20 protein-coding genes are annotated in these 14,964 nt (G+C 33.3%); 12 read left to right on the forward strand and 8 right to left on the reverse strand.

Annotated elements, in window-relative coordinates:
• Positions 1–13: 13 nt before the first annotated feature.
• The 6 genes from EZM65_RS02835 to EZM65_RS02860 all read left to right on the forward strand — a co-directional run bounded on the left by EZM65_RS02835 (position 14) and on the right by EZM65_RS02860 (position 2,390).
• Complete coding sequence (locus EZM65_RS02835; RefSeq protein WP_136667004.1) at positions 14–304, forward strand: hypothetical protein; 291 nt, start codon at positions 14–16, stop codon at positions 302–304.
• Positions 305–589: 285 nt separating this feature from the next.
• The gene (locus EZM65_RS02840) at positions 590–1,231 is read left to right on the forward strand and encodes a porin family protein (RefSeq protein ID WP_136667005.1); all 642 of its coding nucleotides are present in this window, start codon (positions 590–592) and stop codon (positions 1,229–1,231) included.
• Between the two features lie 10 nt (positions 1,232–1,241).
• A complete protein-coding gene (locus EZM65_RS02845) occupies positions 1,242–1,394 on the forward strand; it encodes a lmo0937 family membrane protein (protein ID WP_136667006.1) in 153 nt (50 codons plus the stop codon).
• Between the two features lie 21 nt (positions 1,395–1,415).
• Entirely contained in the window at positions 1,416–1,682 is a 267-nt protein-coding gene (locus EZM65_RS02850; protein WP_136667007.1) for a YtxH domain-containing protein, read from the forward strand.
• Positions 1,683–1,693: 11 nt separating this feature from the next.
• Positions 1,694–2,065 (forward strand): hypothetical protein, encoded by a 372-nt coding sequence (locus tag EZM65_RS02855; RefSeq protein ID WP_136667008.1) that lies wholly within the window; start codon positions 1,694–1,696, stop codon positions 2,063–2,065.
• Between the two features lie 10 nt (positions 2,066–2,075).
• Positions 2,076–2,390 carry a hypothetical protein gene (locus EZM65_RS02860; protein WP_136667009.1) on the forward strand — a complete coding sequence of 105 codons (315 nt, stop codon included), beginning with the start codon at positions 2,076–2,078 and terminating at the stop codon, positions 2,388–2,390.
• Positions 2,391–2,440: 50 nt separating this feature from the next.
• On the opposite strand, the gene EZM65_RS02865 is transcribed toward EZM65_RS02860, so the two are convergent.
• Positions 2,441–4,441 (reverse strand): DUF5723 family protein, encoded by a 2,001-nt coding sequence (locus tag EZM65_RS02865; protein ID WP_136667010.1) that lies wholly within the window; start codon positions 4,439–4,441, stop codon positions 2,441–2,443.
• A gap of 84 nt (positions 4,442–4,525) precedes the next feature.
• On the reverse strand, positions 4,526–5,599 hold the full coding sequence (prfA, locus tag EZM65_RS02870; protein ID WP_136667011.1) for a peptide chain release factor 1: 1,074 nt from the start codon (positions 5,597–5,599) through the stop codon (positions 4,526–4,528).
• Between the two features lie 109 nt (positions 5,600–5,708).
• On the opposite strand from prfA, the gene EZM65_RS02875 reads away from it, so the two are divergent.
• The 3 genes from EZM65_RS02875 to EZM65_RS02885 all read left to right on the forward strand — a co-directional run bounded on the left by EZM65_RS02875 (position 5,709) and on the right by EZM65_RS02885 (position 9,264).
• Positions 5,709–6,194, forward strand: coding sequence for a DUF6265 family protein (locus EZM65_RS02875; RefSeq protein ID WP_136667012.1), 486 nt, complete (start codon positions 5,709–5,711; stop codon positions 6,192–6,194).
• 174 nt (positions 6,195–6,368) lie between these two features.
• Entirely contained in the window at positions 6,369–8,636 is a 2,268-nt protein-coding gene (locus tag EZM65_RS02880) for a TonB-dependent siderophore receptor (protein WP_136667013.1), read from the forward strand.
• Positions 8,637–8,715: 79 nt separating this feature from the next.
• Entirely contained in the window at positions 8,716–9,264 is a 549-nt protein-coding gene (locus EZM65_RS02885) for a PepSY-associated TM helix domain-containing protein (RefSeq protein ID WP_136667014.1), read from the forward strand.
• 143 nt (positions 9,265–9,407) lie between these two features.
• Here EZM65_RS02885 and EZM65_RS02890 read toward each other — a convergent pair whose 3' ends face one another.
• From EZM65_RS02890 to EZM65_RS02910, 6 genes are all read right to left on the reverse strand, one after another.
• A complete protein-coding gene (locus EZM65_RS02890; protein WP_248574808.1) occupies positions 9,408–9,716 on the reverse strand; it encodes a c-type cytochrome in 309 nt (102 codons plus the stop codon).
• Between the two features lie 55 nt (positions 9,717–9,771).
• Positions 9,772–10,794 carry an MvdC/MvdD family ATP grasp protein gene (locus EZM65_RS02895; RefSeq protein ID WP_136667015.1) on the reverse strand — a complete coding sequence of 341 codons (1,023 nt, stop codon included), beginning with the start codon at positions 10,792–10,794 and terminating at the stop codon, positions 9,772–9,774.
• Complete coding sequence (locus EZM65_RS15790) at positions 10,794–10,928, reverse strand: hypothetical protein (protein ID WP_256371329.1); 135 nt, start codon at positions 10,926–10,928, stop codon at positions 10,794–10,796. Before EZM65_RS15790 ends, EZM65_RS02895 begins: the two co-directional genes overlap by 1 nt.
• A gap of 2 nt (positions 10,929–10,930) precedes the next feature.
• Positions 10,931–11,809, reverse strand: a complete 879-nt coding sequence (locus EZM65_RS02900; protein WP_136667016.1) for a RimK family alpha-L-glutamate ligase — start codon at positions 11,807–11,809, stop codon at positions 10,931–10,933.
• A 47-nt stretch (positions 11,810–11,856) separates the two neighbouring features.
• On the reverse strand, positions 11,857–12,102 hold the full coding sequence (locus EZM65_RS02905; protein ID WP_136667017.1) for a microviridin/marinostatin family tricyclic proteinase inhibitor: 246 nt from the start codon (positions 12,100–12,102) through the stop codon (positions 11,857–11,859).
• Between the two features lie 173 nt (positions 12,103–12,275).
• Positions 12,276–13,208 carry a peptidylprolyl isomerase gene (locus tag EZM65_RS02910; RefSeq protein WP_136667018.1) on the reverse strand — a complete coding sequence of 311 codons (933 nt, stop codon included), beginning with the start codon at positions 13,206–13,208 and terminating at the stop codon, positions 12,276–12,278.
• 21 nt (positions 13,209–13,229) lie between these two features.
• Here EZM65_RS02910 and EZM65_RS02915 point away from each other — a divergent pair, with 21 nt between their 5' ends.
• Genes EZM65_RS02915 through EZM65_RS02925 form a run of 3 tightly spaced genes read left to right on the forward strand, consistent with a single transcriptional unit; the run spans position 13,230 to position 14,962 of the window.
• Positions 13,230–13,715, forward strand: coding sequence for a GNAT family N-acetyltransferase (locus EZM65_RS02915; protein WP_248574809.1), 486 nt, complete (start codon positions 13,230–13,232; stop codon positions 13,713–13,715).
• A complete protein-coding gene (locus EZM65_RS02920) occupies positions 13,715–14,512 on the forward strand; it encodes a bifunctional 2-polyprenyl-6-hydroxyphenol methylase/3-demethylubiquinol 3-O-methyltransferase UbiG (RefSeq protein WP_211196185.1) in 798 nt (265 codons plus the stop codon). The genes EZM65_RS02915 and EZM65_RS02920 overlap by 1 nt, the downstream gene beginning before the upstream one ends.
• A gap of 3 nt (positions 14,513–14,515) precedes the next feature.
• A complete protein-coding gene (locus EZM65_RS02925; protein WP_136667020.1) occupies positions 14,516–14,962 on the forward strand; it encodes a DUF1569 domain-containing protein in 447 nt (148 codons plus the stop codon).
• The last annotated feature ends 2 nt before the right edge of the window (positions 14,963–14,964 follow it).

The following is a 14,964-nucleotide window of genomic DNA, read 5'->3' on the forward strand; positions in this document are numbered from 1 at the left end:
AAAATCATTCGTTATGTATGCTATTTTCATTTGGATTACATTAGGAATAATCTATAGTTTAATTTCAAAATTAACTGATTTAAAAAACAAAAATTATGGTTTAACCTCAACAGTAGCAATAGGAATTGTGGGTGGTGTGATAGGTGGATACATTGGCCGATTTATTTTAAAAACCATTCATCATGATTCTTTATTAGACATTAACAATATCATAATGCCTGTCATAGGAGCTATATTGGTTGTATATTATTTTAATTACTTGGCTAAGGAAGCAAGAACTTCTTACAGCAAAGCAAAACATTAAAATTTTATAAGCATTTGAAAAAATCATATAACATAAGAAATCTTATTTATTAAGAATTTTGAAATATAAAATAAGTACTAAAAATAACTATTAAAAACAAGTAAAAAGAACAAAAGTAATTGAGTGAAATCGAGTAAAGAAAACTAAATCATATGATTTAATTCAAAGCGAGAACTTCGGGGCACAAAGAGCCATAACACAATTTTGACAATCTTTATATCGTTATGGCTTAGTTCTTGTTAAAGGATAAAACAATAAAATTTCATTCAAACAAAATTTAACACTATGAAAACAATCAAATTAGTAATCACAGGGCTTTTTGTATCACTTATCTCATCAACAACTGGTTTTGCTCAAACAAATACCGGCGAAACAAGTGGAGGTTTAAAAGGTGGTCTTAACTTTTCTAATATGTATGTTGACGACGTTGATGACAGCAATGTATTATTAGGTTTAAATATTGGATTATACGGAAACTTCCCATTAGGCAATAGTTTAGCTTTCCAACCAGAATTAAACTTCACCACTAAAGGATCTGAGGTTACTTACGACAACATTCTTGATAGTGGTACCCGTAAATTCAGATTAAGTTATCTGGAAGTACCTTTATTACTAAAAGCTAACCTAACTAAAAATTTCAATTTACAATTTGGTCCTTATTTGGCTTTTTTAATTGATTCGAAAATAAAAAATGTATCATCAGACGGTTCTTACACCATTGATGATTTAGACGAAGATGATTTTAACCGCTTTGACGCAGGTTTATCTGGCGGAGTTGGATTTGATTTTGACACTGTGGGTATTGGTCTTAGATACAATTACGGTTTAAAAACCGTAGGTAAAGACCAACAAATAGGCGGTGCTACATACAACGCATTAGATGCTAAAAACAGTAATGCTAACCTCTATATCGCATTCAAATTTTAATTAAAAAATTATGCAAAATTTACTTTATACAGTCGCAATAGTATGTGTTATACTTTGGGCTTTAGGGTTTTTCATATACAGTACAAGTAATTTAATACATGTTTTACTTGTAATAGCAGTAGTAGCAATTTTGCTACGGGTAATAAAAGGAAAAAGTATTTAATAACATTAAACAATAGTAACGATGAGAACAGACAAATTAATTTTAGGACTTGTAGGAGCGGCAGCAGCCGGTTATGCATTAGGCGTTTTATTTGCCCCTGAAAAAGGAAGTGAAACCAGAAAAAAAATTGCAGATAAAGGAAATGATTTAAAAAAGTCATTAAAAAGTACTGTTGATTCTTTGATAAATACCGCGAAAGAAGATTTTTCAAACCTAACAGAAAATGCCAAAGAAGAACTTAGTCAGGATTTGCAAAATCTCAAAAGCATTAACAAATCTATAATGTAATTTTTTTAAAAATGGAACATCGAAACTTACATAATGAAGAAACTCTTTTTGACAAAGCAGAAAATTATGTGAAAACGAGTATGGATTTATTTAAACTTCAACTAATTGATAAATCCTCTGATTTAATTGCTACCCTAGCTACCAAAATTGTCATTGTGCTAATTGTTTCGATGTTTCTTTTTTTTATGAATATTGGATTTGCCATATGGATAGGTCAATATTTAAATAATCTATCATTAGGTTTTATAATTATTTCCAGTTTCTATCTGATTGTTTCAATATTCATGTATTGTTTTAGACACAGATTTTTAAAATTTCCCATTTCGGACATGATTATTAGGAAATTGACCAAATCTATTGATTTAGATAACTATTCAAATTAAAAATCAACTTATGAAATCAGCGCTTTCTTTAAAATTAAATCAAGCCATTGCAACTGCTGAATTGCAACAAAAAAATGCGCTCAGTGAGTTGAAAGAAGAGTTTTTGCAAATAAAACAAAATTATGAGCCTTCTAATTTAATTGGATTATTATCAAACAACTTTTTATCTGTTCAAAACACAGATTTTAAAAGAATCTTAAAAAAGACAGCATTAACACTTGCCATAGGATTTATTTCCAAAAAACTGACCCAAAAAACACAGAATTCAGCCTTGCAAAAAACAATACACAAAGCATCTGAATTCTTTCTCAATAAATTTTCCTAAAAAAACAAAAGCTGCCCAAACAGGCAGCTTTTGAATTATACTAATCATTGTTATTTTTCCAATTTAACTTCTACCCTTCTGTTCAAAGCTTTACCAGCTTTTGTTTTATTTGAAGCAATTGGTTTCGTTTCACCATAACCGACAGACTTCAGTCTGGAAGTTTCAATTCCATGCTCTACTAAATAAAGCATTACAGCATTAGCTCTTTCCTCTGATAATTTTTGATTAGCAGCGGCAGCTCCGTCACTATCAGTATGTCCTTCAATAGAAAATTTAGAATTTGGATATTCTTTTAATATTGCTACCATAGCTTCAAGAACAGGATATGTTTGTTTTTGGAAACTTGACCTGCTGGTATCAAATAAGATGGTTTTAGCGTAATCATTCAATTTCTTCATAACTGCTTCAGAAATTTCTGGGCAACCATTATTTTTTACAGTTCCTTTTACATCAGGACATTTGTCATCTTTATCCAAAACACTGTCTCCATCAGAATCCGGCCAAGGGCAACCCTCATTTTCTTTGGGACCTCTAACTGTTGGGCATTTATCGTCTTTGTCTAAAATACCATCATCATCACTGTCTCTGTATGGGCAACCGTTATTGTCTTTTGGACCTTTTACGTCCGGACATTGATCATTTTTATCAAGAATACCATCCCCGTCAGTATCTTTATCAACAGGTTTTATAGGAAGCGGCTCCGGTTTTGCCTTCTCTTTCCCATCTCCTTTGTATAATGGAATTCTCAAACCAGCATGTATATCAAATCCTTTTGATTCATCAGAAATCAAATTGGTTATCACTGAACCTGAACCCACAAATAATGGGCCTAAACGAAATCCAGCACCAGCCTGAAAACCTCTGTAATCCATATAATTTAATGGCAAATACGCACCAAACCACTTACTTTCATATCTAGGAGTTAAAGTAACTGTATTTGCAATAGCTGATTTGTTTAATGATGTTTTATCATTTACATTCAAATCACCATTTGCATTCAAATAGAATTTTTTATAAAAATTCCAGTCTAAATTTAAATGAACTGCAGTAGGCAAAACTGCTTTAACATTGGCTTTTGTCTCTGTCACAGCATAATTATTATCAAGAAATTCACCTATTGATCCGGCATTTTCATAATCAGCTTCAGAAACTATACCATTCAAATTATATACTTTCTGATCGGTATTTTTGTAATTTATTGATCCAATATCTGTAATTGATAATCCCACTCTCAATAAATATTTATTTTGAGTGGCATTATTGAAATTAGGTCTATATTCGTAAGTAAACCCAAGATCTCCACCTATTCCAGCTTTGTCACTATCAAATTTAATATCATTAAAATTCTCAATAAAATCCTGATCGCCACCATAAGTTAGCGAACCTGAGGTCGTAATAGGATTCAATGCAGGATTTACTCCGTTGTAATTATAAATCACATTTATATTACTACCTTGAGTATAAGTATTTGAAATTCCTTGTAGATACTTTAAAGTCAAACCTCCTTTTAGAAAATGAGAACCTTTATCAACTAAAACAGTTGCATAAGACAACCCTAATTCAGCCCATGAATTTGAGTTTATGGTAAAATTACCGGTACTAAAATCTAAATCTTGATTAGAATTAAAATTGTCAGCAAATTGATTGAAAGCATCACCATTAATATTATGAATATTACCTGTCATTCTCGCTCTGGTAAACAATGCAATTGAATGTTTAGGTTTAATGTTTATCATAAATGATGGCCCCATAACATCGGCATTTACAATAAAACTATTTGAATCTGAAGGAAATGTTTCAGCATCAGTTTCAATATTATAACTTCCTTTTAGCAAATCGGTTGCATTAATACCATAATAATCATTTGTTCCTGTAACACTTACGGAAAACAAATTAATATCTGCTTTAAATCGAGAATCCACTATTGAAGCAGGATTGAACAAAACACTTTGAACACCTGCATAGTTATCGTGATAGTATCCAATATAAGACTGCGCCTGAGATACTAATGAAAGAATCAATAGACTAGTTAGAAAGATTGCTTTTTTCATATTGAAATTTTAATTTGATTTATCTTACAACGCAGGATTGTTAAAAAAAGTATAAAAAAAAGCCCCTAAACAGGGGCTTCAGTATTAATAAACTTCAGATTCTTTAAGTTTTTCTGTGTTTGCTACCAATTGGAGTTCGTCAATAAATTTTTGAATTTTACCACTCATAACCCCGTCCATATCAAAAATATCCATTCCTATACGGTGGTCGGTTATACGGCCCTGCGGGTAATTATAGGTTCTAATTTTTGCAGAACGGTCACCACTGCTCACCTGAGAATTACGCTTTTTAGCATCTTCTTCCTGCTTTTTAGCCAATTCCATTTCGTATAAACGCGAACGAAGAACGGTTAAAGCTTTGTCTTTATTTTTATGCTGTGACTTTTCATCCTGACACTGTGCTACCAATCCTGTTGGAATGTGTGTCATACGTACTGCTGATTTTGTCGTATTTACTGACTGCCCACCAGGACCAGACGAACAGAAAAAGTCTATACGCACATCATTCATATCAATTTGAACATCAAACTCCTCAGCTTCAGGCAATACCATAACTGTAGCTGCAGATGTATGCACACGTCCTTGTGTCTCGGTTTGAGGTACACGTTGTACACGGTGTACTCCTGCTTCAAATTTCAGCGTACCGTAAACATCTTCACCTGTTACTTCAAAAATAATTTCCTTGAATCCTCCAGAAGTTCCTTCATTCAAATCTACAACAGATGTTCTCCAGCCTTTTATCTCGCAATATTTAGTGTACATTCTGTATAAATCCCCTGCAAAAATTGAAGCTTCATCACCACCAGTACCAGCACGGATTTCCACCATAACGTTCTTAGCATCTTCAGGGTCTTTAGGGATCAACATGAATTTGATTTCTTCTTCTAATTGAGGCAATCGATCCTGAGCTTCATTCAATTGCATTTTAGCCATTTCAACCATTTCTGCATCAGAACCATCAGCGATTATTTCTTTCGCTTCCTCTATATTCCCAACAAGATTTATATATTCATCACGTTTTTCAACTAATGCTTTTAAATCTTTGTATTCTTTATTTAATTGTACATAACGTTTTTGATCAGCAATAACATCCGGTTGGATAATTAAATCTGATACCTCGTCAAAACGCTGTTTTACATATTGAAGTCTGTCTAACATTTTGTTCTTCTTCTATTTTGGAGTGCAAAATTAGTAAAAAAAGAGTTTAGTTTACTATTTACGTTTTTTAAAAAATAATTGTATTTTTATGATACGCTAAATTCATTATATGAAAAAACTAATTACGCTTCTTTCATTATCAATAGTTTATGCCTGTATGCACAAACAAGAAAAAAAAGAATATCCTTTAATTGCTAAGGCGAATTGGTTTTTAGGGGAATGGCATAATATATCTGAATATGGTGATCTTACAGAAAAATGGGAAAAGTTAACAGACTCGACCATCACAGGAGAATGTCACATTATAAAAGGAAAAGACACTGTTTTTCAGGAAAATGTTTTATTGGAACAACGTAATGATTCTTTATTTTATAATGTCATAGTAAAAGATAAAGATAAAAAAGAAGAGGAAAGTACTTCATTTTATTTAACCCAATCGTCAGCAAAGCAATTGGTTTTTGAAAACCCAAAACATGATTTCCCAACAAAAATAGTTTACAATTTAATTACTTCAGATAGCATTTCAGCATCTATTCACGGTAAAGAAAAAGGCATAGAAAAATCAGAAACTTTCCCTATGTCAAAGAAAAAATAACTGTATTTACCCAATTATTACAGTGAGCCTGGAAAATTCCAGGCTCTTTTTGTTTTTATAAAAATCTAAAAATCAGATATTTATTTTTTTTATTTTTAATTAATCTAAATAAACATTGCTGGATTGCATTTTCAATATTATATTTGCATCGTTATTTTAAATTATTCTAAATAAATGTACAAATATATCCTTACTACCGCACTTATTTTTCTGACTCAGTCCGAAATATTTTCACAACAAAACGATTTGGCTTTAGCAGCAAATGATACCATAAAAACTACTGAAAATGACACAGTCAAGAAAAGAAAAATAAAATCACTTCAAGAAATCAGCATTCATGCTAAACAACAAAGAAAGACTGTAACCGCAGTCAGATCCGGATTAAAACCGATGGACAATCCGCAAAGCCTGCAAACAATCAATAATGAAGTTATTGAACAACAGCAATCCATACGTTTAAGTGATGTTGTAAAAAATGCAAATGGTGTTTATGTGTCTTCTGCCAGAGGGGGCGCTCAAGAGTCTTTCTTCTCCAGAGGCTACGACATGTCGGCAAATAACATGTTTAAAAACGGTTTCCGTTCCAACAGCGGTTCAATGCCTGAAGTAGCATCATTGGATAAAGTAGAAATTTTAAAAGGAAGTTCTGCCTTGTTATATGGAAATGTAACTCCAGGTGGAATTTTAAACATGGTCACAAAAACCCCATCATTTAAAAGTGGAGGTGAAATATCAATGCAATCAGGAAGCAACGCATTTTACAAACCAACTTTAGATTTGTATGGTCCGTTGAGCTCATCTGTAGCTTATAGAATAGTGGGTTCTTTTGAAAAAGCCGAAAGTTTTAGAGATGTAGTTACAAGAGAACGTTACTATCTAAATCCTTCTGTTTTATTTAAAGCTACTGAAAAAACTGAAATTATATTACAGGGAGATTATTTACATGACAACTGGACACCTGATTTTGGTACAGGTATCATTGGAAAAAAAATAGTTGATTTACCAAGAAATACTTATTTAGGAGCTAAATGGTCAAACGGACAAACACGTCAGGCATCTTTATCTTCTTTAATCAGACACTGTATTAACGATAACTGGAAATTAAATGGAAACATCTCTTTACAGGATTACACAAGAAAATCTTTTGGAACTGAACGTATTCAGCCTTTGGCTAATGGGGATTTTGCAAGACCGTTGGGAAAAAACAACCAATCAGAATTAGTAATTGGCGAACAAATCAGCTTACAAGGGAATTTCAATACTTGGGGGATTAAACACCAGCTATTTACAGGAGCCGACGGAGAATATTCTTTTGCAAAAACATATACTTACACCTTCACCCCTACTAATTACGATACGGTAAATCCAAACATTTACGATCCTGCAAGTTATAATCAAGAACACGGGATTCCTACAGCACGAAACACAAAACTTGCAAAAACCGACACAAATCGATTTGGAATATACTTACAAGATTTAATTTCTGTTACCGAAAAAATTAAAGTTCTTGCAGGTGTACGTTGGTCATGGCAGGAGGCTCAAGTAACTAACTATGCCGAGAAAAAGGCATCTGACGGTTCACAAGAAATGACACCGGAAGAATACAATGACGCTAAAAAAGATGCTAAAAAAATTGACAAAGCAATTTCACCAAAAATTGGTTTGGTTTATCAACCTACACAAACAATGACATTATTTGGAAGTTATGCTAATTCATTCACACCAAATTCGCCTACAACTTATGATGTAAATAAGAAACCACTTGCTCCTTCTATTATAGATCAATATGAAGCTGGTGTGAAAACAGAATTTTTAAAAGGAAAAATTTCGGCAAATATTACTTTATACGTGATTGAAAACAGTAATTTAGTACAAATGTCCCCGGTACAAGCTGATGGAACTACACAAAACAGTGATCCAAACATGAAAGTTCTATCTGGTGAAACCAAAAGTAAAGGAATTGAAGTAGATTTTACTGCCCGTCCTCTTGAAAGCTTGACTATAAACGCAGGTTACAGCTACAACGATATGCGTTTCACTGACACTAACGGTCTTTTAGGCAGCTTTGTTGAAGGTGACCGAATTGCCAGAACTCCTACCCATACAGCAAATACAAGTTTCTTTTATACTATTCAAAATGGATTCTTAAAAGGGCTTTCTATAGGAAGTATTGCAAATTATATTGGTGACCGTATAGGTGGCTGGAATAGAGATTATGCTAAAGACACCACTACAGGAAACTTATATATCAGGGATCGTGAGATACCAGTAAAAGGCTATGTAACAATCGATGCAAGCTTAGGATATACCTGGAAACGTTTTTCAGTATTATGCAGATTATCAAATATTACAAACGAATTAAACTATACAGTACACGAAAATTACAGTGTAAATCCAATTGCACCAAGACAAGTAATGACTACACTGAAATATAAATTTTAATCTGGGTTAAATCAAAAAAGATGGGAGCTATGTTGGTTTCCCATCTTCTTTATCTTTGCACTTTTAAATTCCAAAAACAATGAACCGACAAACCATTAGAAGTTTACACCGCGATTTAGGGTATTTTTATTTAGGCTTAATCATTTCTTTTTCATTATCAGGTATATTAATGAATCACAGAGAATCATTTCACCCTGAAAAATATGATATAGAGAAAAAAGAGATTCAGGTGCAGCTTCCGGCAGAAGATCAAATTACTGAAGAATTTGCTAAAGACTTCCTGAAAAAACAAAGCATTGACGATACTTTCAGACGCTTTAAAGTTAAAGGCGGAGCAATGCGTATTTCATGTAAAAACACTGATGTGGAAGTGGATCTAGCAACAGGAAAAGGAGAAATTGAAAGCTATAAAAAAACTCCGTTTATCAGCCAGATTATGAAACTTCACAAAAACACTTCCAACTGGTGGATTTATTACGGTGATATTTTTGGCTTATCATTAATTTTTATTGCTGTCACAGGAGTATATATGATTCCCGCAGGAAAATTCTCTTTCAAAAACAGAGGCTGGAAACTGGCTGTAGCAGGGATAGTTTTTCCGCTTATAGTGTTGTTTATACTTTCTTAAAAAGATAAGAGAGTGTCCAAAAAGCCGGCAAACGTGTCATTCCAATCTAAGGAGAAATCACATAACACTGATTATAAGACTCCTCCTCTTGTCGGAGTGACAAACTGAACGTTGATTTTTATTTTTAGGACACTCTATTATTTTTACATACCATAAGTCAGATAATTATAAACAAGTACTTTTTGATCATCTGTTATTTTAGCTTTTGGTGCCATTTTCTCCAAGGTTTTAGACCATCCCTCTTTATCATGCTTGCCGGCAGGAAATAGTTTATGGCATTTTGCGCAGTTATTTTCATATAGTGTCTTCCCTTCAGCAATTTCAACAGGTAATTCTTTTGCTTCTTCTGCCATTTTCACTTCATCAGTTACTTTAGGTGCTGCTGCTTTTTTTGAGCATGAAAATAAAACTGCACTTACAGCAATCCCCATGAAGATTTTTGATTTCAACATAATTTTGTTTTTTTGGTTTGGGTAAAAATAAAAAATCTTTTTAATCAGAAACCAATTATGCTCTTAAAACATTTTCTTCCAAAACCGGAGTATATCTTCTGTTGGCGTTCCCTAAAAGTACACTTGCCAGTTGCGCTGAAATAGCTCCATCGATAATCCTGTCCAGCCAAAAGAATTCTCCGGCCGAATTGATTTCCAGAAAATAATACTCATCTTCAGGTGTAACAATGATATCCACTGCACCATAATTAATTTGGTAAACGTCCATCATTTGAAGCAGTTTTTCTTTAACATCCAATGGCAGTTCATAAGGAACCCAATCAGCGATTAAAGCATTTCCGTCTTTTCTCCAATCTACTTTGGCACTTTCAGATTTTTGAGAATCAACAGCAAATGCAAACGCCTCATCTCCAACAATTGTCACTCTTAATTCCAATTTTTTCTCCAATTTCTCCTGAAACTGCATCGGACAATATTGCAAAGTATCGATATCATCTAAATCTTCCTCAGTAACCAAATTTGTAAACACCACATTTTCAACTCCGTCCTTCATTATGGCAAAAGAACTCTGCATCTTGGAAATTACACCGTTTGGTCTTTGTTGCACAAATTTTTTAGCTTCCTGAGGATTATTTGTAATACATGTCTCAGGTATTTTTAATCCCAAATAAGAAGCAATCTTCATTTGCTCTTCTTTACTGTCCAGTCTACGATACTGACTGAATTTACTGATCTGAAAACAATTAAGACTTTCCAGCATTCCAAACAAAGTGGTACGTATTTCGCCGTATACACTGCTTAAAAATTCTTTATCCAAAGCTTCTGAAAGACCTGCTCCAAGGTTATGACTGCGTCTGTACCAAACAGCTTCCGCATCATGAATGGAAACTCTCACGCCCTGATAATCCAGATAAACCTTCCATTCATTATCCTCATAACAAGAACTTATACTGTATTTCAACGGATATTCATCAACATTAAACCGTATTGGCAACCCATTTTGCTCTTTTATCTTTTTTGAAACAACTTCAATACATTCGTTGTCTTTGGAATGCGTTATAATTAATACTTTTTTCATTATGTTGTAAGACTATGTTTTAGATTCTTTAAATCATTCTTTTTAATCCGGCCTACAATTTTATCGGCTATTGTTTCACCAATAGGCAAGCCAAGATCACGTTGAAGCATCCCCCACTCTCCCTGCGGGTTCACTTCTAAAAATATATAGTGTCCGTTTTTTTTTGCGGATTATATCCAAAGCACCAAAAAAAAAGATTCATTTTCTTCATCATTGTTTTAATTGATTCACATACAACCAGAGGTAAATCATAATTTTCCCACGAAGGGCGGGTGTCAACAGCTGCCCTCCAGTCAGTTGAACCGGCAACTGAATCTGCTGCATTTATTTTTCCGGTAAAAAATTCCCCATCTACATAAATTACCCGCAGCTCATACTGTTTTTCAATTTTTTCCTGAAATATCATCGGACAGTAAATTAAAGAATCCAGATTCTCCAAATCGGCTTCCTGAATTATTGTTGTAGGAAAAAAAGGAGTGTTTCCAGACATACTTCTGGATAAAGCTCCGTGAAGTTTAGCAATCATCTGCTGATTGCATTCGGTATAAAAAAAATCTTTAACCGATTGTGAATTATTCGTAAAGAGGCTCTTCGGAACTGATAATCCGGATTGAGAGGCTAATTTTAACTGTTCAAATTTGTTATCTGATATTTTATGATCAATATCTATTGGATTAATCCAGGGAACATTTTTTAAGGAGTCAAAAAATATACTTCTCATGGTTAAATATTCCTGATTGTATATTTTTTTATAATCATCTTCAAGATTTTCAGGAACTGCAACGTTCCATAATTTTCTGTACCAAACGGCCTGAATTTCATCAGAAGTTATTTCAAAATCAGGAGTAATTAGCTTTAAAACTTGATTTTCCGAATGCTTATGGTATTCAAAATTAATCTTATACGAAAAATCATCAGAGTTAAAACGCAAAACTTTAATTCCCGACTCTTTTAATCTATTAATAACAATATCTACAGTGTAAAAATCATTACTGTGTGTAATGCATAAAACCATACTTATAAAATAGTTGAGCAATGCTTACGCATTGCTCAATATTAATATTAAATTTCAGTATAATCCTCATCACTGTCTGATGGATATTTCATAGTTTGAGCATCATCATAAATTGGCTTAGTAATTAAGCTTTCATATGCTTCATCACTATCCGAAGGGTATTTCATTGTTTGTGCATTGTCTTTCAATACAGTTGTAATACCTCCTTGGACTGCGTTTTGCTCGTCTTTTGAAATTTGATTTTCCAGGAAATTAGCAAAAAATGGTTTTTTTGCATTTTCATTTTTTTTCATGATTCTTTTGTTTAAATTTTTTAAAATGTAATGTCTGTCTATTTGCAAATATTTGACTTCATAAAATTATAAATTTTTATTATTGTAAGATTTTTATTACGTAAAATTTAACACTAATTTCAAATAAAAAAAGCTGCCAAACGGCAGCTTTTAAAAAACTTTATAAGAATAGATTACTTAACATCCATTAACTCAACATCAAAAATTAAAGTTGCGTTAGGTGGAATAACACCTCCAGCACCTCTGTCTCCATATCCTAAAAAAGAAGGTATTACAAAACGGGCTTTATCCCCCACTTGTAACAACGCGATTCCTTCATCCCAGCCTTCAATAACATAACCTTTTCCTAAAGGAAATTCAATTGGTTGTTTTCTCTTGTAAGATGAATCAAAAACCTGACCGTTTTCCAATGAACCTTGATAATGTACAGAAACCGTTTTTCCTTTTTCAGCTTTTTTACCTTCACCTTTTTGGATGATTTTATAACGCAAACCACTTTCAGTTTTTTCAAAACCAGCAGCTAATTTTTCCATAGCTTCCTCAGCCTGACGTTTTGCCTCTTCAACTCTTTTTTCACGGGCTCCTTCAAAAGTACGGAAAGCTTCAATAGCATTCCATTTTTCAGCTTCTGCACCTACTCTGATAATCTCAACACTTTCCAAATCATCACCTTGAGCTACAGCATCAACAATATCCTGTCCTTCAACCACATGTCCAAAAACTGTATGTTTACCGTCCAACCATGGTGTAGCAACATGAGTAATAAAAAACTGTGATCCGTTTGTACCCGGACCAGCATTAGCCATAGACAATACTCCTGGTCCGTCATGACGTAATGTAGGATGGAATTCGTCATCAAATTTATATCCTGCATCACCGGTTCCGGTTCCAAGAGGACACCCTCCTTGAATCATGAAATCAGGAATAACTCTGTGAAACTTTAATCCGTCATAATATTTTTGTCCTTGTGGCTTTACCGAATTTTCTAAATTCCCTTCAGCTAAACCTACGAAGTTTCCTACTGTACCTGGTGTTAAATCGTGAGTTAATTTTACTAAAATCGACCCTTTTGAAGTATTAAATTTTGCGTAAATACCGTCTTGCATCGTAATTATAATTAAATTTGAGTGACAAAATTACGATTTTATATTCAAATGGAGATTAAAATAATTGGATACAATCCGCAATACAAAAATGACTTCATCAGATTAAACAAGGCCTGGCTGGAAGAATATTTTTATGTAGAGCCTCATGATCTGGAAACTTTCAGCAACATTGAAAACGATATTATTAAAAAAGAAGGCGAAATCTTCTTTTGTCTGGTAAACAATGAAATTGCCGGAACAGTTGCCATGATAAAAGTTGATGATAAAACATTTGAGTTGGCTAAAATGGCTGTTGATAAAAAATTTCAGGGAATGAAACTGAGTAATTTATTAATGGAAGCCTGTATTGATTTTGCGAAAAAAAATCAAGCCGAAAAAATATTTCTGTTGTCTAATAAAAAACTTGCCCCTGCAATTAATTTGTACAAAAAATTCAATTTTATTGAAGTTCCTATGGGAACAACTGATTATGCAAGAGCCGATATTCAAATGGAATTAAAACTATAATGAGCAACTTAAATTATTTGGAAATCAACAAAAAAACATGGAACGAAAAAACCGAAGTCCACGTCACTTCAGAGTTCTATGCCAATGAAGATTTCTTAAACGGAAAATCATCTCTAAAAGATATTGAGCTTAGTCTTTTGGGAGATATTTCAGGCAAAAAAATATTGCATCTGCAGTGCCATTTTGGTCAGGACACTCTTTCTTTTGCCCGAATGGGCGCTCATGCAACCGGCGCCGACTTATCAGACAAAGCCATTGCAAAAGCAAGAGAATTCAGCACCTTATTAAATCTTGATGCAGATTTTATCTGTTGTGACATTTACGATTTACCCAATCATCTTAAAGACAGGTTTGACATTGTTTTTACAAGCTATGGAACCATTGGATGGCTGCCTGATTTAAACAAATGGGCAAAAGTTGTTTCGCATTTTTTAAAACCTCAGGGAAAATTTGTTTTTGTGGAGTTTCATCCGGTAGTTTGGATGTTTGACAACGATTTCAAAGAAGTCAATTATAATTATTTCAATGCAGCACCTATTATTGAAGAAGAAACGGGGACTTATGCTGATAAAAAAGCTTCTATTGAAACCAAAACCATAACATGGAATCATCCAACTAGTGAAGTTTTAAATACTTTAATTCAGAACGGGCTGGAAATAAACTCCTTTGACGAATATGACTATTCGCCTTATAACTGCTTTAATAAAACCGAAGAATTTGAAAAAGGCAAATTCAGAATCAAACATTTGGAAAACAAAATTCCAATGGTATTTTCTTTAACCGCTACTAAAAAATAAACTATGCCAAGCATTTTTAACCCAACCGACAATCAAAAAATTATTGACAGAATTAACAAATTAACCCCGGATTCAGAAAGGCAATGGGGAAAGATGACAGTCAGCCAAATGCTTTCACACTGCATTGCCCCTATTGATGTTTTACTCGGCAATTCAAAGATAAAAGCCAATTTTATATTCCAGCTTTTAGGAAGATTGATTAAAAGAAAAATCATTAACGCACCAGAACTCAGTAAAAACAATCCTACCGCTCCTGAATTCATCAGAAAAGAGAACTATGATTTTGATAAAACAAAAATAGAATTAATCGAGAAACTGCAACAATTTCAGGATGGTACTAAAGTAATCAAAACTAACCGCCATCCTTTTTTCGGACCAATGTCTTCTCAGGATTGGGATACACTGCAATGGAAACACCTTGACCATCATTTAAGACAGTTCGGCGTGTAATT

The sequence above is a fragment of the Flavobacterium sp. H122 genome (assembly GCF_004959765.1).
In the GTDB taxonomy this organism is placed as follows: Bacteria; Bacteroidota; Bacteroidia; order Flavobacteriales; family Flavobacteriaceae; genus Flavobacterium.